The organism is Sphingomonas yantingensis (assembly GCF_014199325.1).
GTDB classification, from domain to species: Bacteria; Pseudomonadota; Alphaproteobacteria; order Sphingomonadales; family Sphingomonadaceae; genus Sphingomonas; species Sphingomonas yantingensis.
The window spans coordinates 49,153-64,748 of the sequence record NZ_JACIJJ010000001.1; the positions used below are offsets into that span (position 1 = coordinate 49,153).

Sequence of the window (15,596 nt, forward strand, 5' to 3'; positions counted from 1 at the left end):
TGGCGATGCGCGCGCCCTCTCCCGCCCTCGCCTTTGCCGCTGCGGTCGCCGGGATCGCGGTGTTTTCGGGCATGGACGCGATCATGAAGGGGCTGGTGCTCGGCATCGGTGCCTATTCGGCGCTGTTCTGGCGCAACCTTATCGGCATCGCGGTCAGCGGCGTGCCTTACTTCGCACGCCCGCGCCCGCCGCTGACGCGCGCGGCGATGAAGCTCCACGCATCGCGCGCGGTCATCACCGCGGTCATGTCGTGGCTGTTCTTCTGGGGCCTGGCCCGCGTGCCGATGGCGCAGGCGATCGCCTTGAGCCACATCGCGCCGCTCCTGTCGCTGTTCCTTGCCGCGTGGCTGCTGGGCGAAACGGTTGGGCGGCGGACCGTGCTCGCCTCGCTCGTCGCGTTCGCGGGGGTGCTCGTCATCCTTGGGGGACAGGCCAATGCCGACATGGGGCCGGGTGCGTTTCGCGGCGCGATCGCGGTGCTCGCCTCGGCGGTCTGCTATGCGTTCAACATCATCCTGATGCGCCGCCAGTCTCAGGTGGCTGGACCGGGCGAGATCGCCTTCTTCCAGTCGCTGATCGTCGCCGGCGTCTACGCGATCGGCGCGCCGTGGCTGGCCGACTGGCCCGAGGGGCACTGGATCGAGATCGCCGGCGCGGCGGTGCTGGCGGTGGTGTCGCTCGGCTTCCTCGGCTGGGCCTATGCCCATGCGCCGGCCAGCACGCTGGCGCCGAGCGAATACACCGCTTTCGTATGGGCCTCGATCTTCGGCTTTCTGGTGTTCGGCGAGACGCTGTCGGCGTGGACGATCGCGGGGGCGGTGCTCATCATCGGCGGCTGCCTGTGGGCGATCACTGGCAAGACCGCGACGCCGGTGGCAGAGGCGGCGCTGCCATGACCCCGACCATCCGCCCCGCCGAACCCCACGACGCCGCGCTCATCCACCGCTTCGTCAGCGAACTCGCCGCGTTCGAGCGCGAGCCCGATGCGGTCGAGGCGACCCCCGGCAGCTTCGCCGAGGCGCTGTTCGGCGTTCCGCCCGCCGCCGAGGCGGTGATCGCCGAGCTAGACGGCGAGGCGGTAGGCTTCGCGCTCTGGTTCCACAATTTCTCGACGTGGAAGGGCCGGCGCGGCCTCTATCTCGAGGATCTTTATGTCACCCCCGCCGCGCGCGGCAAAGGCGTCGGGCGCGCGCTGCTGATCCACCTGGCCGGCATCGCCATCGAGCGCGGGTGCGCGCGGTTCGAATGGTCGGTGCTCGACTGGAACCAGCCGGCGATCGACTTCTACCGCTCGATGGGCGCGGTCGGCATGGACGAATGGACGATCCAGCGGGTTGAGGGACAGGCGCTCGCGAAACTTGCCGCGCTAGAGTAACGCCAGCGCGCTCAACTCGCCGATCATCTTCGGCGGCATCGACGCGATCGCCTCCCCCGCCTCGCCGAGGTCGAGCGGCGCGTCGGCGGCCTCCAGATAACGCCAGCCCTGATGCGCGCGGCGCGGGCGCGCCTGGACGAGGATCAGCTTGGGGTCGATGTGGATCGCGATGCGGCCGCCATCCGCCTCGCCAAAGCCGAGGATCGGCGAGCGGGCGACCAGCGCATGCTTGTGGATCCAGAACAGCGATCCCTGCCCGGCGATCTCCTCGTGACGCTTGGGCATGTAGCGCGTCGTGACCATTGGCGCGGTGCGGCCCGCGAACCACTGGCGGATGTCGTCGAGGCTGTCGGCGCCGTACGCGACCTTGGTGATGTGAAGCGGCATTGCACCGGCGATGTGGTCCGCCGGGATGCGACGATCAACCCACCAGCCCGCTGACCGTCGCGAGGCCGAGGAAAGCGAGGAAGCCCATCGAATCGGTGACCATCGTCACGAACACCGAAGAGGCCACCGCCGGGTCCTGCCCGAACCGCTCCAGCGTCACCGGCACCAGCACGCCGGCGAGCCCCGCGATCAGGATGTTGGTCAGCATCGCCGCCGCGATCACCAGCGGCAGCGTACCGCCGCCTAGATCGGGCAGCGCACTACCCGCCGCGGCGATCGCGATGCCCACCGCGGCGGCGACGCTGAGGCCGTTGAGCAAAGCGATCGCGATCTCGCGCCGGATCGCGCGGATCGTGTTCGACTGGGTCAGCTGATTGGTGGCGAGCGCGCGGACCGTCACCGCCAGCGTCTGCGTGCCCGCATTGCCGCCCACCCCTGCGACGATCGGCATCAGCGCGGCGAGGACGGCCATCTGCGCGATCGTCCCCTCGAATAGATAGACGATCGTCGCCGGGATCGATGCGGTGACGAGGTTGGCGATCAGCCAGCGTACCCGCGCCTTGTAGCTGTCGCGGATCGGTTCGTTGATGTCGCCGTCGCCGGCGCCGGACAGGAGCAGCGCGTCCTCGCCCGCTTCCTGGCTGATGATGTGGACGATGTCGTCGACGGTGATCATGCCGACCAGCCGCCCGCCGCCATCGACCACTGCCGCGGAGATGAGCGCATATTTCTGGAAGCGGAGCGCCACTTCCTCCTGATCCATGTCGACGGGGATCAGCGTCTGTTCGCGCTTCATCACGTCGGTGACGGAGACGACGCGGGGGGTGCGGAGAATCCAGGACAGCTCGCACGTACCGACCGGACGGTGCGAGGGATCGACGACGAACACTTCCCAGAAATCGGTGGTCAGCTGGTCGTCGGCGCGCAGATAGTCGAGCACATCGCCCACGGTCCAATGCTCGGGCACCGCGATCAGCTCGCGCTGCATCAGGCGGCCGGCGGACTCCTCGGGATAGGACAGCGCCTCCTCGATCGCGGCACGGTCGTCGGGGTCGAGCGCGCGCAGCACCTCGCGCTGGTCGTCGGCGTCGAGGTCCTCGATGATCGCGACCGCATCGTCGGTGTCGAGTTCGGCGGCGATATCGGCGATCTGGCGCGGTTCGAGCGCGTCGACCAGCGCGTCGCGCACCCAGTCGTTCATCTCCGCCAGCACGTCGCCGTCGATCCGGTCGGCGATCGCGCTGGCGAGCGCGGCGCGATCCTCCGCCGGGGTCAGCTCGATCAGGTCGGCGATGTCGGCCGGGTGCAGCGACTCAACGCGCGCGCGCGCTTCCTCGAAGTCACCGGCCTCGACCGCGTCGAGCACCGCGCGGACGAAATCGGGACGCAGCCGGTCGTCCTCGTCGAAATCGGTTTCGGTCTCCCGTTCGGTTTCGGGCCGGGCCAGTTCGGGGTCGCGCAGCTCGGTTTCGCTGGTCATGCACGCCTCCCGGCCATTCGAGGATCGAAGCGCGGGCTTATGCCGCACCGCACAGAACCGCAATGGCGCCGGTTCGTTGCCAGTGCCGGCCCGTCCCGCTAGGGCGCGGGGCAGCAACCAAGGAGACTTCCCAGTGGCCGATGCCCCCCAGACCCTGACGCTGACGCTCGACAGCGGCGACGTGACGATCCGCCTGCGCCCCGACCTGGCGCCCAAGCATGTCGAGCGGATCACGACGCTTGCGAACGACGGCTTCTACGACGGCGTTGTCTTCCACCGCGTCATCGACGGCTTCATGGCGCAGGGCGGCGATCCGACCGGCACCGGCACCTCGGGCTCGAAGCTGCCCAACCTGCCCGCCGAGTTCAGCCGCGAGCCGCATGTCCGCGGCGTCTGCTCGATGGCGCGGACGATGGATCCCAATTCGGCGAACAGCCAGTTCTTCATCTGCTTCGACGACGCGACCTTCCTCGACGGCCAGTACACCGTCTGGGGCCAGGTGACCGAGGGCATGGAGCATGTCGACGCGCTGCCCAAGGGCGAGCCGCCGCGCAATCCGGGCAAGATCGTCAAGGCGCGGGTGGCCTGATGCGAGGGGCGGCGGCTTCGGTCGCCGCCCTCAATTTCCCGCCGGTTCGGGATCGAGCACGCCGAGCACCCAGTCGTGGAAGATCTTGACCGCCCGCGTCTGCAGCGCGCGCGGGCGGCACACGAACCAATAGCTGTAATCGCTGTCGACGGGTTCGAAGAGCCGCACCAGCCGGTCGTCGCGCGCGCCCTCGAAATGCATTTCCAGCATGAAGGCGACGCCAAGGCCCTGAGCCGCCGCCTCCAGCATGAGCGGTCCCGAATCGAAGAAGTCGGTCGTTCGCGGCTCGAGTTCGGGCATCCCCACCGCGCGGCGCCATTCGATGAACGTCTCGGGCATGTCGCGATGGACGAGCGCGGTGAGGCCGCGCATCTGCTTGGGGTTGAGGATCGGCGTGTCACCCTCGAGCAGTTCGTGCGAGCCGATCACGAACACCCGGTTGCGATCGAGCCGCCGGGCGTAGAGCGCCGGATCGACCTCCCGCGCCAGCACGATCGCCGCGTCGAGCGAATCGCCGAGCCGCGCCTGCCGGTTCGGCTGGGTATCGACGTCGAGATGCAGTTCGGGATGCGCCGCCTTGAGTTCGCCCAGCCGCGGCATCAGCCGCTGCGAGGCATAGAGCGGCAACAGGCCGAGGCGGAGGCGGAGCAGTTCACCGCCGCTGGTCATCGCATCCACCGCGTCACTCATCGCGTCGAGCGCGGGAGCGATCTGCGTCAACAGCCGCTCGCCATCGGCATTGAGGACGATCGCCTGATGCCGCCGGTCGAACAGCGGCTTGCCCATGAACCGTTCGAGCGCCTGTACGCGGCGGCTGAGCGCGGGCGAGGACAGCGCCAGTTCCTCCGACGCGGCCTTGATCGAGCCGAGGCGGGCGACCTGGACAAAGGCCTCGATGGCCGAAAGGGGCGGCAGGCGGCGCATGTGCGAATTGCATATTGCACCGCATCATCGCGCTTGGAAACCGTTTCCGTCACACGCTGGCACCACCCCGGCGCCAAATTGCGCAAAATGCAATCGCAATCGGTCCTTTCGCACTTGCACAATAGTTCGCCGCGACACATTTATGGCGGGCCTTTCAGGCATCCTCTCCTAAAACTTTCATGGCCGGCCCCTCGGGGTCGGCCTTTTTTTATGGTCCGCGCCCGCCCCCTTGGCGCTTTCGGGACCCCGATCCTATCTCGCGCGCTTCCGTCCCTTCGGACGAACGAAGCGAGGTGTGCATGGCCGACGACGAACCCCGAACGCGCAGGCTGCAAGTCGCCAATGCGCGGCCCGAGGACAGCGGCCGCGGCGTCGCGCATGTGCCGCGGGCGATGCTCGCTGCACTCGGCATTACCGAAGGCGACGTGATCGAGATCGTCGGCAAGCGATCGACCCCCGCGCGCGCGGTGCTGCCCTATCCCGAGGACGAGGGGCTGGAGATCATCCGCGTCGACGGGCTCCAGCGCGCCAACGCGGGCGCCGGCTCGGGCGATTTCGTCGAGATCCGTGCCGCCGAGTCGAAGCCCGCGACTCGCGTCGTGCTGGCCCCCGCCGCTCAGAATCTGCGGCTTCAGGGCTCGGCGCTCGCGCTCAAGCGCACCTTCCTCGGCCGACCGCTGACGCAGGGCGATATCGTCTCGACCGTGGGGCAGCAGCGGGTCGCCAACATCCCGGCGAGTGTCGCGCAGCACCTGCGCGCGCCCGCCTACGCGCTCCAGGAAATCCGCCTCGCGGTCATTTCCACGACCCCGCGCGGCATCGTCCATATCGACGAGAACACCGAGATCGAGCTTCGCCCCGATTACGAGGAGCCGAAGGACGCGCGCCGCGCCGACGTCACGTACGACGATATCGGCGGCATGCATCAGACGATCGACCAGCTTCGCGAGATGGTCGAGCTGCCGCTGCGCTATCCCGAGCTGTTCCAGCGGCTGGGCGTCGATCCGCCCAAGGGGGTGATGCTGCACGGCCCGCCGGGCACCGGCAAGACGCGGCTCGCGCGCGCGGTCGCCAACGAATCGGATGCGGAGTTCTTCCTCATCAACGGGCCGGAGATCATGGGCTCGGCCTATGGCGAATCCGAAAAGCGCCTGCGCGAGGTGTTCGAGGAAGCGACGCGCGCTGCCCCGTCGATTGTCTTCATCGACGAGGTCGATTCGATCGCCCCGCGCCGCGACAAGGTGCAGGGCGAGGCGGAAAAACGCCTCGTCGCGCAGCTGCTGACGCTGATGGACGGGCTGGAGGCGCGCGCCAACCTCGTCGTCATCGCCGCGACCAACCGGCCCGAGGCGATCGACGAGGCGCTGCGCCGTCCGGGCCGCTTCGACCGCGAGATCGTCGTCGGCGTGCCGGACGAGCGCGGGCGGCGCGAGATCCTGGGCATCCACACCCGCGGCATGCCGATCGCCGAGGATGTCGACCTGAACGAGCTGGCGCGCACGACCTACGGCTTCGTCGGCGCGGACCTCGCCGCCTTGGCGCGCGAGGCGGCGATCGACGCGGTGCGTAGGATCATGCCGCGCCTGAACCTCAGCGAACAGACGATCCCCGCCGACGTACTCGACAATCTGTCGGTGCAGCGGTCGGACTTCGTCGAGGCGCTCAAGCGCGTCCAGCCCTCCGCCATGCGCGAGGTGATGGTGCAGGTCCCGCAGGTGCGCTGGAGCGATGTCGGTGGCCTCGACGATGCGCAGATGCGGCTCAAGGAAGGCGTCGAGCTGCCGATGAAGAGCCCGATGGCCTTCAAGCGGATGGGCATCCGCCCGGCGCGCGGGTTCCTGCTCTACGGGCCGCCCGGCACCGGCAAGACGTTGCTGGCGAAGGCCGTGGCGCGGGAGGCGCAGGCGAACTTCATCGCGGTGAAGTCGTCCGACCTCCTCAGCAAATGGTATGGCGAAAGCGAGCAGCAGATCGCCAAGCTGTTCGCCCGCGCGCGACAGGTCGCACCCTGCGTCATCTTCATCGACGAGCTCGACAGCCTCGTCCCCGCGCGCGGCGGCGGGCTGGGCGAGCCGCAGGTGACCGAGCGGGTGGTGAACACCATCCTGGCGGAGATGGACGGGCTGGAGGAGTTGCAGTCGGTGGTCGTCATCGGTGCCACCAACCGGCCCAACCTGATCGATCCCGCCCTGCTGCGACCCGGCCGTTTCGACGAGCTGGTTTATGTGCCCGTCCCCAAGGCGGGGGGGCGGCTGCGCATCCTTCAGATTCAGACCGCGAAGATGCCGCTGGCCGACGACGTCGACCTCGCCTCGATCGCCGACCGGGCGGAGCGGTTCACGGGTGCGGACCTCGAAGACGTGGTGCGACGCGCAGGCCTCTTTGCGCTGCGCGAATCGCTCGACGTGAACGAGGTGAAGATGCGCCATTTCGAGGATGCGCTCGCCGATTCGCGCGCGACAGTGACGCCGGAGATGGAGCAGGAATATGCGCAGATGGCCGCGCGGCTGAAGCAGGAGTCCGCCGCGCTCCAGCCGATCGGCTTCATCGCACCGGGCATGCTCCAGGGCCGCGGGCCCAAGGGCGAGGATTGAGGTGTTTCAGGCCGGGCGGCTGCGTCCACCCGGCCTGAACGCCCGCCACGCATAGGCAAGCAGCAGCGTGAGCGCCGCCGCCGCGACCCAGTAGGGCAGCGGGCGGTAAAGCTCGTACATCGCTACGCCGATCGACGGGCCGAGGATGAAGGCCGCGCCGTTGACCGACGTGACCTTGCCCGCGACCGACCCCTGCGCCCCCGGCCCCACCGCCAGCGACGCGCCGGCGGTGAAGCCCGGGCGCAGGAACCCGAAACCCATCGCCGCCAGGCCATAGCCCATGGTGATGCCGTACAGCGTCGCCGCGTTCGCCGTCGCCGCGCAGCCGATCGCGCCGAGCACGCACCCGGCCAGCACCAGCCGCGGCGGGCTGAGGTTCAGGAGCGGGATCAGCCCCCACTGGACGAGCAGCGCCGCCCCCGCCCCCACCATCAGCACGATACCCGTCGGCCCCAGCGCCTCCACCGGCGGCAAGCCGAGCCGGTCGATGACGAGAAAACCCATCGTCTGGCCGATCATCGCCTGCGCATGGCCCATCACCAGCCCGACGATCATCCATGCGCGCACGCGTGGATCGAGATAGCCGACGCGCTCGGACAGCGTCTCGGTCGCGGCGGTGATCGCAGCGCCCGTCGCCTGTCCGCCGACCGAGGGATAGCTCTGCACCGCGCCGTGCGTGTCGCCCGAGACGCGCGCGCCGTCGGCGGGCAGCATCCGCGCCGCCGCGATGCCGGTGGCCAAGCCGACCAGCCCGAACACGAAAGCCGGCCCGGCGAGCCCGATGGTCACGCCGCCGATGGCCCCGAGCAACAGATAGGGGGCGACCGCCGGGCCGATGATCGTGCCCAGGCCGAAGGCGGAGCCGAGAAGCGCCAGCATCCGCGTCCGGTCCCCGCGCGCGGTACTCTCGGCGACGAGCGCCTGCACCGCCGGCGGCGCGGCGGCCCCGAACCCGCCATAGAGCATTCGCGCAGCCACGAACGTGGCGAACGCGGCACTGGCCGGAATCCAGCCGTTGATCCCCGCCATCAGGAACGCGCCGCACAAGACGACCGACGCGGTGAAGCCGGAGATGCCGAGCAGCACCATCGCCTTGCGCCCGCGCCGATCGGAGCGGTTGGCCCAGAAGGGCGCGGCGACCACCCAGAGCAGCGCCGACACCGAAAATGCCGCCGCCACCGCGGTGTCCGCGACGCCCAGCGACCGGCCGAGTGCGGGCAGCACCGATTGCAGCGCAGTGTTGCCCGCCGCGATCACCAGCATGACGAGGAACAGAAGGACGAACGTCCGGTCGAGCCGCTCGATGATCCCCTCCTCGTGCTTGCCAATTCGCATGGCATAGATCGCGTTTCGCCGGGTGGCACGCGCGTTTCGATAACCTCGATCAGCGATCGGGACGGTTCCGCGTGCCGGCGCATCCTCGGCTGCAACCCCGTCGGGGCGCGGACGTTACAACTTTACGACAGGGGTCCTCCCCGCCATGGTCGCGCCGATTTCCAGCACGAGTAGCCGAATGCCGCCCATTTCGACGACCCAAGCCACCGCCGCCCCGCTTGTCGAGCCGGCGTTGCCCTCCTCGCCCTGGGGCATGTTCTTTCGCGGTTTCCTGAAGAACCCCGGCATGGTCGGTTCGATCGTGCCTTCGTCGAACAAGCTCATTCGCCGGATGCTGGCGCCGGTCGACTGGGCGAACACGAAGCTGTTCGTCGAATATGGCCCCGGCGTCGGCACGTTCAGCCGCGCGATCCTCGATCGGCTGCCCGCGGACGGCGTCTATCTGGCGATCGACACCTGTCCCGATTTCATCCGCTATCTGCGCCAGACGATCCGTGACGACCGGATGCGCGTCGTCCACGGCTCGGCGGCGGATGTCGAGCGGATTGTCGCCGAGCACGGCTTCGAAAAGGCCGATTATGTGCTCTCCGGCCTGCCCTTTTCGACATTGCCGCCGGGTGTGGGCGATGCGATCGCCGATGCGACGCAGGCGGTGATCCGGCCGGGCGGCGCGTTCCTCGTCTATCAGTTCGCGCCCAAGGTCCACGCGCTGCTCGCCCCGCGCTGGGCCAATATCGATCACGCGGTCGAATGGTGGAACATGCCGCCCGCCAATCTCTATTGGGCCAACCAGCCCGCCGCCTGAGCGATTGAACTCGGCCACCCAAGGACACACATCTACGCCATGGAAAAGCTCGACCTCACCGACGCCGAATGGCGGGAGCGCCTGACGCCGACGCAATATCACGTGCTGCGCGAGGCGGGCACCGAACGCGCTTTCTCCGGCGCGCTCAACGACAACAAGGCGGACGGCCTCTATCTGTGCGCCGCGTGCGAAAACCCGCTGTTCGACAGCGACGACAAATATGATTCGGGGTCCGGCTGGCCGAGCTTCACCCAGCCGATCGGTCCCGATGCGGTCACGGACCACGCGGACAACAGCCACGGGATGCGCCGCGTCGAGACGCGCTGCGCGCGCTGCGATAGCCACCTGGGCCATGTCTTCCCCGACGGGCCACCGCCGACGGGGCTGCGCTATTGCATGAACTCGGTGTCGCTCGATTTCCGTCCGCGTTCAGACGACTGACAGCGGCCAGCGGTCATGGCGGCGCTTGTGAACCCGATCCAGCCCGCCTAATCGCGTCAGTCGATGCCCGCCGCCGCAAAGCCTCGCAAAGCCCCTGCCCCGCGCTGGCAGCGCATCCTGAAATGGACGGCGATCTCGGGCGCTGCGCTCGCGGTGATCGGGCTGCTCGCGCTGGTCATTGCGGTTTATACCGCGCGCTCCTCGCTGCCGAGCTTCGACGAGCTCAAATCCTCGCCCAACGGCCAGATGATCCGCGTCCATGCCGCCGACGGGACGGTACTGGTGTCGTTGGGGCCGAGCTATGGCGAGTGGATTCCCTATCGCAACATTCCGCTGGTGATGCGCCAGGCGATGGTCTCGGTCGAGGATCGCCGCTTCCGCTCGCACTGGGGCGTCGATCCGATCGGCATCGCGCGCTCGGTGAAATACGCGTTCGAGCGGCGCGGTACCGGCCGGCGGCTTCAGGGTGCCTCGACGATCACGCAGCAGGTCGCGCGCACCGTCTTCCTGTCGAACAAGTACGACTTCGGCCGCAAGCTGCGCGAGATCATCCTCGCGCTGGCGATGGAGCAGAAATTCTCGAAGGACCAGATCCTCGAACTGTATCTCAACAAAGTCTATTTCGGCGGCGGCGCGTACGGTATCGACGCCGCCTCGCGCCGCTTCTTCCAGCATCCGGCCAGCAATCTGACCCTGTCGGAGGCCGCCGTCATCGCCGGCTTGGTCAAGGCGCCGAGCCGCTATTCGCCGACCGCGGATGCAGAGGCTGCGGTCGACCGCGCGGGCGTCGTCCTGAACCTGATGGTCGAGACCGGCGCGATCTCGTCCGCCGAAGCCGCGAGTGCCGAACAGACGCAGGTAAAGCTCGCGCCCGAGCCGAAGCAAAACAGCGTCCGCTACTTCACCGACTGGGCGCTGCCGCAGCTCGAGATGCTGATCGACGAGACGCAGGCACCGCTCGACGTTTGGACCACGCTCGACCTGTCGATGCAGGCGGCGGGCGACCGGGCGGTTCGTGCGCATGCGCCAGGCGGCGCGCAGGGTGCGCTGGTGGCGCTCGACCGCGATGGCGCGGTCCGCGCGATGGTCGGCGGCAAGGATTATGTGAGCTCGAACTACAATCGCGCGACGCAGGCCGCGCGTCAGCCAGGGTCGGCGTTCAAGCTGTTCGTCTATCTCGCCGCGCTGGAAGCGGGCGCGAAGCCCGATGACCAGGTCGTCGACGAGCCCGTGACGATCGACGGCTGGAGCCCGCGCAACAATTCGGGTCGGTTCTCGGGCGCGATGGACCTGCGTTCGGCGTTCGCCTATTCGGTCAATACCGTCGCGGCGAAGCTGGGGCAGCAGGTGGGCTTCGGCGCGGTCGCCGACATGGCGCGCCGCTTCGGAATCACCACCCCGGTCAACACGAGACCCGCAATGGTGCTGGGCAGCAGTGAGGTCCGCGTCCTCGACATGGCGCGCGCGATGGCGAGCGTCGCGAACAAGGGTGTCGCCGTCACCCCCTATGGCATCACCCGCGTCACCACCAACGGCCAGGTGATCTACAATCACGAGGTCGATACCTCGCGCGTGCTCGTCGCACCTTATGTCGCCGCGCAGATGACCGATCTGCTCCAGACCGCCGTTGCGACCGGCAGCGGCCGGGCGGCGCAGATCGGCCGACCGGTGGCGGGGAAGACGGGCACGACCACGTCGAACAAGGATGGCTATTTCTTTGGCTTTTCGAGCGGGATCACCACCGCGGTCTGGATGGGCCGCGACGATGCCAAGCCCGTCGCCGGCCTTCAGGGCGGCCGCGCCCCCGCACAGGCATTCGCCGACTTTATGAAGGTCGCGGTTGCCAAGCGCCCGGTCGAGCAGTTCGAGACGCAGGTGACGCTCCCCGACTGGCAGGTCGAACCCGACCAGGAAAGCTATATGGGCGAGCCCGACAACGGCGTGTTCGTCGATCCCGACGGCAATCCGGTCGCCCAGCCCGCACCGCCCGGTCAGGGCGACTATGTGACGCCGGGCGAGGAGGGCGGCGATGCCGCCCCGCCGCCGGAGGCGCAGGACGGCGAGCGGCTCGACCGCGACTGGATCAACCGCGCGCTCGGCCGCGATCCGGGCGACCGCCAGCCGCCGCCGCGCGACACCCGGCGCCCCCCGCCGCGAGACGATCAGCGCCGCCCACCACCGCGTGAGGACGCCCCCTACTTTCCCAACCAGTGAAGGCCCGCGCCGTGACGACGCAACCACGCCGTCGCCGGCCGCGGATCCGTGTCCAGCAACTCGCGCTCGAGCGCATGGAAGGCCGGGCCGTGGTTCATGTGCACCCGGTGCGCGACCTCATGCGCGACGACGAAGCGGCGGACATAGGCGGGTGCGAGGATCAGCCGCCAGCTATAGCGTATCGCCCCGCTCGCCGAGCAACTGCCCCAGCGCGCACGCGCGTCGCCGATGGCAACACGCTCGATCGACACCCCTGCCCGCCCGGCCACCGCCAGCGTCTCGGCGGTCAGCACGCCCAGCGCCTCGCGCTTCAGCCACCGCTCGATCCGGCCGCCGAAACCCTCGACCGGACCGCCGACGATCAGCCGGTTACCCTCAAGCACCGGCGTCCGCGCCGCCCCGGCGCGCCATTCGAGGGTAAGTTCGGTATCGCCAAAGGGGATGACCGCGCCAGGCACGAACGGCACCGCGCGTGGCAGGCGGGCACGCTGCGCCTCGATCCAGTCCCGTTTGCTCGCCGCCCAGGCAAGCCCGTCGCGCTTCGACCCGCGCGGCGGCAGCGTCAGTCGGACGAGGCCGCTGGCCGGATCGATCGACAGCCGCATCCGCCGCGCACGCGGGTGGCGGACGACCTCGATCCCCTCCATGGCTAGAGCGGCCGGTCGGTCAGATGATGCTCGAGGTCGCCGGCATCATCCTCGCTCACCGTCCAGCCGCGCACCGATTCGCCCGCCCGGTGCACCGCCTCCGGATCGCCGCTGACGAGGTAGTGCCAGTCGGGTAGCGGCAGCCCCTCCCCGCGCAGGCGATAGGCGCAGGTCGAGGGCAGCCAGGCGATCCCCTGCATCACGCCCCGCGCGGTCAGGCGCATGCAGTCGGGGACATAGGCGCGGCGGTTGCGATAATCCTTGCACCGCGCACTCTCGCGATCGAGCAGCCGGCAGGCGACGTTGGTCGCGGCCAGCTCGCCCGTATCCTCGTCCTCCAGCTTGTGCAGGCAGCATTTGCCGCACCCGTCGCACAAGGCCTCCCACTGCGCGCGGTCGAGCCGGTCGAGCGGCGTGTCTTCCCAGAAGCGGTCGCTCACGACACCCATTTGTCGAGCAGCTCGGCGACCGCCTTGCCGCTTTCGTCGGCGGGGATGAGCGCGATCGGCTTGCCCTCGCCGTCGATCAGATAAGTCTGGCGGCTGTGATCCATCAGATAGCTGCCCGGCGTCGACCCTTCCTTGCGCGCAGCAAAGATCGCGAACGCCTTTTCGACGCCCTCCATCGTCTTTGCATCCCCGGTCAGGCCGATCGTGCGCGGATGAAAGTTGGAGACGAACTGCTTGAGCACCGCGGGCGTGTCGCGCGCGGGATCGACGGTGACGAAGATCGGTACGACCTTCGCCGCGCGCGCGGGATCGCTCGCCTCGAACGCCTTCAGCCCGGCGGTGATGTTGGCCATGTCGACGGGGCAGACATCGGGGCAGAAGGTGTAGCCGAAATACATGATCCGCCATTTGCCCGCGAGCTGCTTGTCGCTGAAGCTGCGGCCGTTCTGGTCGGTCAGCGTGAACGGCCCGCCGATCCGCGCGCCCTCCAGCGGCGGCGCTTCCTTCGGCCCCCCACCGCAGGCGGACAGGGCAAGGATCAGCGGCGCGAGGAGCAGGCGAAAACGACGATCGTTCATGGCGTCGCCAGCCATGATCTGTTAGCCGGTGATCCGCAAGCCACCGCCCGACAGGAACGTTTGCCCGTGATGAAGTTCGCTTTCGCTCTCGCCGCCCTCACCCTTGCCGTGCCCGCCGGCGCGCAGCAATTTTCGGAAGGGTACAAGTTTCTCGAGGCCGTAAAGAAGTCGGAGGCCAACAAGGTTAACGAAATCCTCGGCGCGCCCGGCCAGACGATCATCAACACCCGCGACCGCGTGAGCGGCGAGGGCGCGCTGCATATCGTCACCAAGCGCAGCGACCCGGTCTATCTGCGCTTCCTGCTGCAAAAGGGTGCGAATCCCGATATCGGCGATGCGCGCGGCGAAACGCCGATGCTGATCGCGGTCGCCAACGGCTTCGACGAGGGGGTCGAGATCCTCGTGCGGTACAGGGCCAATGCCGACGCCGCCAATTCGAGCGGGGAGACGCCGCTGATCCGCGCGGTGCAGATGCGCCGGTTCGACATGGTGCGCACGCTGCTCGCCGCCGGGGCCGATCCGGACAAGACCGATATCGCTGCAGGCATGTCGGCGCGCGATTACGCCAAGCGCGACACCCGCTCGACCGCGATCGCCAAGCTGCTGGCCGACGCGCCGAAGAAGGCGGCGCGCCGTTCGGTGGGGCCGGTGCTGAAGTAAGGCCGTCATCCCAGCGACGGCTGGGATGACGATCATCGTGATCGTCAGAGTCCGGCTTCGCGCGCGATGCCGTCCGGGTCGATCGCCGCCATCATCCGCCGTGCCGCCCGCCGCGCCAGTGCCAGCGTGCAGCGCTTGCGCGTTGCGGCGGCCAGCGCGTGCGTCGCCGGCTCGCGCAGCACCGCCGCGTCGTACCGATCGGCGACGATCACCCCCGTCCGCTCCGGCAGGAACGCCGGCCCGTCGAGCGGGCGCGTGTCGAACCCGTCGGGCACCGCCCAGTAGAAGCGGTCGCAGTGATCCAGATAGTCGGTCCATTTGCCGTCACCGAGCAGGTCGGCGCGCGACACCTTGATCTCGACGATCACCAGCCGCCCAGCGGCATCGATCCCCATCAGGTCGGCGCGCCGCCCGCCCTCCAGCGGCATTTCGGCGATCGCCATCACGTCGTGCCGGACGAGCAGCCGGCACACGCCGCGCGCCACATCGGCAGCGATCATGGGGGCAAGGGTGTCGGCGGGCAGGGATGCCATCGCCGACCTTTAGAACATTAACGGAACGCTGAAAAGGCTCAGCGATAGAAGATATGGTTGCCGAGCATCGCGATCTTGGCGCGATTCCAGCTCGGCGAGACGCTACGCGCGTGGAAGAACAGCGCCTTGCCGGCCTTGCTTTCCCACAGTTCGTTCTTCGCCACCTTGGCGACGGCGACGGCGGTGTGCCATGCCTGTCGCGCGGGCTGTGCCGCGGGAAGGCGGCCACCGCGCACGAAACTGAACTGGCCGGGCTGGGTCAGGACCTTGCACACGTCGGTGGGGAAGCGACCCGACCGCGTGCGGTTGAGGATCACTTCCGCAACGGCGAGCTGGCCGTGGAGCGGTTCGCCCTGCGCTTCGTAATAGATGCCGGTGGCCAGGCACTTTAGCTGGCGGTCCATGTCGCTCGGCACCGACTGGGCATCGACCGCGTCGCGCAGCGTATCGAAGCTGGCGGTTTCGGTCGGGGCGGGGGAAGAAGTGCCGGCTTCGGCGGGTTCCTCGCGCGTCCATTCCGCGGGCACGATCGGCGGCGGCGGCGTCGGAACCTGGCTGGGGTAGGGGGCGTTCATCACTTGCCCC

At 68.7% G+C, this 15,596-nt stretch carries 17 protein-coding genes; 8 read left to right on the plus strand and 9 right to left on the minus strand.

Features of this window, described 5'->3' with window-relative positions:
* Positions 1–5: 5 nt before the first annotated feature.
* Positions 6–896 (plus strand): DMT family transporter, encoded by an 891-nt coding sequence (locus FHR19_RS00255; protein ID WP_184023158.1) that lies wholly within the window; start codon positions 6–8, stop codon positions 894–896.
* Positions 893–1,375, plus strand: a complete 483-nt coding sequence (locus FHR19_RS00260; protein ID WP_184023159.1) for a GNAT family N-acetyltransferase — start codon at positions 893–895, stop codon at positions 1,373–1,375. Before FHR19_RS00255 ends, FHR19_RS00260 begins: the two co-directional genes overlap by 4 nt.
* Here FHR19_RS00260 and FHR19_RS00265 read toward each other — a convergent pair.
* Both FHR19_RS00265 and mgtE read right to left on the minus strand, forming a co-directional pair.
* Entirely contained in the window at positions 1,367–1,762 is a 396-nt protein-coding gene (locus FHR19_RS00265) for a DUF1489 family protein (RefSeq protein ID WP_184023161.1), read from the minus strand. The genes FHR19_RS00260 and FHR19_RS00265 overlap by 9 nt on opposite strands.
* A gap of 34 nt (positions 1,763–1,796) precedes the next feature.
* Complete coding sequence (gene mgtE / locus FHR19_RS00270) at positions 1,797–3,242, minus strand: magnesium transporter (protein WP_184023163.1); 1,446 nt, start codon at positions 3,240–3,242, stop codon at positions 1,797–1,799.
* Between the two features lie 133 nt (positions 3,243–3,375).
* Here mgtE and FHR19_RS00275 point away from each other — a divergent pair, with 133 nt between their 5' ends.
* Positions 3,376–3,831 carry a peptidylprolyl isomerase gene (locus FHR19_RS00275; protein ID WP_343053104.1) on the plus strand — a complete coding sequence of 152 codons (456 nt, stop codon included), beginning with the start codon at positions 3,376–3,378 and terminating at the stop codon, positions 3,829–3,831.
* Between the two features lie 30 nt (positions 3,832–3,861).
* Here FHR19_RS00275 and FHR19_RS00280 read toward each other — a convergent pair whose 3' ends face one another.
* A complete protein-coding gene (locus tag FHR19_RS00280) occupies positions 3,862–4,755 on the minus strand; it encodes a LysR substrate-binding domain-containing protein (protein ID WP_184023166.1) in 894 nt (297 codons plus the stop codon).
* 299 nt (positions 4,756–5,054) lie between these two features.
* Between FHR19_RS00280 and FHR19_RS00285 the strand changes: the two genes are divergently transcribed.
* Positions 5,055–7,349: a CDC48 family AAA ATPase gene (locus FHR19_RS00285; RefSeq protein ID WP_184023168.1), complete on the plus strand. Its 2,295-nt coding sequence runs from the start codon at positions 5,055–5,057 to the stop codon at positions 7,347–7,349.
* Positions 7,350–7,355: 6 nt separating this feature from the next.
* Here FHR19_RS00285 and FHR19_RS00290 read toward each other — a convergent pair whose 3' ends face one another.
* A complete protein-coding gene (locus tag FHR19_RS00290) occupies positions 7,356–8,684 on the minus strand; it encodes an MFS transporter (RefSeq protein ID WP_184023170.1) in 1,329 nt (442 codons plus the stop codon).
* Positions 8,685–8,862: 178 nt separating this feature from the next.
* On the opposite strand from FHR19_RS00290, the gene FHR19_RS00295 reads away from it, so the two are divergent.
* The 3 genes from FHR19_RS00295 to FHR19_RS00305 all read left to right on the plus strand — a co-directional run bounded on the left by FHR19_RS00295 (position 8,863) and on the right by FHR19_RS00305 (position 12,144).
* Positions 8,863–9,489 carry a class I SAM-dependent methyltransferase gene (locus FHR19_RS00295; RefSeq protein WP_246359237.1) on the plus strand — a complete coding sequence of 209 codons (627 nt, stop codon included), beginning with the start codon at positions 8,863–8,865 and terminating at the stop codon, positions 9,487–9,489.
* A 39-nt stretch (positions 9,490–9,528) separates the two neighbouring features.
* Complete coding sequence (gene msrB / locus FHR19_RS00300) at positions 9,529–9,930, plus strand: peptide-methionine (R)-S-oxide reductase MsrB (RefSeq protein WP_184023172.1); 402 nt, start codon at positions 9,529–9,531, stop codon at positions 9,928–9,930.
* Between the two features lie 63 nt (positions 9,931–9,993).
* The gene (locus FHR19_RS00305) at positions 9,994–12,144 is read left to right on the plus strand and encodes a transglycosylase domain-containing protein (protein ID WP_184023174.1); all 2,151 of its coding nucleotides are present in this window, start codon (positions 9,994–9,996) and stop codon (positions 12,142–12,144) included.
* Here FHR19_RS00305 and FHR19_RS00310 read toward each other — a convergent pair.
* From FHR19_RS00310 to FHR19_RS00320, 3 genes are read right to left on the minus strand one after another with little or no spacing between them, the layout of a single operon-like run.
* Positions 12,126–12,791: a M48 family metallopeptidase gene (locus tag FHR19_RS00310; RefSeq protein ID WP_246359238.1), complete on the minus strand. Its 666-nt coding sequence runs from the start codon at positions 12,789–12,791 to the stop codon at positions 12,126–12,128. The two genes, FHR19_RS00305 and FHR19_RS00310, sit on opposite strands and share 19 nt — an antisense overlap.
* A 2-nt stretch (positions 12,792–12,793) precedes the next feature.
* Entirely contained in the window at positions 12,794–13,240 is a 447-nt protein-coding gene (locus FHR19_RS00315) for a YcgN family cysteine cluster protein (protein WP_184023175.1), read from the minus strand.
* Complete coding sequence (locus FHR19_RS00320; RefSeq protein ID WP_184023177.1) at positions 13,228–13,833, minus strand: SCO family protein; 606 nt, start codon at positions 13,831–13,833, stop codon at positions 13,228–13,230. The genes FHR19_RS00315 and FHR19_RS00320 overlap by 13 nt, the downstream gene beginning before the upstream one ends.
* A gap of 54 nt (positions 13,834–13,887) precedes the next feature.
* Here FHR19_RS00320 and FHR19_RS00325 point away from each other — a divergent pair, with 54 nt between their 5' ends.
* A complete protein-coding gene (locus FHR19_RS00325) occupies positions 13,888–14,478 on the plus strand; it encodes an ankyrin repeat domain-containing protein (RefSeq protein ID WP_184025672.1) in 591 nt (196 codons plus the stop codon).
* A 44-nt stretch (positions 14,479–14,522) separates the two neighbouring features.
* Here FHR19_RS00325 and FHR19_RS00330 read toward each other — a convergent pair whose 3' ends face one another.
* Positions 14,523–15,011: an MmcB family DNA repair protein gene (locus FHR19_RS00330; protein ID WP_246359239.1), complete on the minus strand. Its 489-nt coding sequence runs from the start codon at positions 15,009–15,011 to the stop codon at positions 14,523–14,525.
* Positions 15,012–15,049: 38 nt separating this feature from the next.
* Positions 15,050–15,586 carry a cell wall hydrolase gene (locus FHR19_RS00335; RefSeq protein ID WP_246359240.1) on the minus strand — a complete coding sequence of 179 codons (537 nt, stop codon included), beginning with the start codon at positions 15,584–15,586 and terminating at the stop codon, positions 15,050–15,052.
* Positions 15,587–15,596 lie beyond the last annotated feature (10 nt).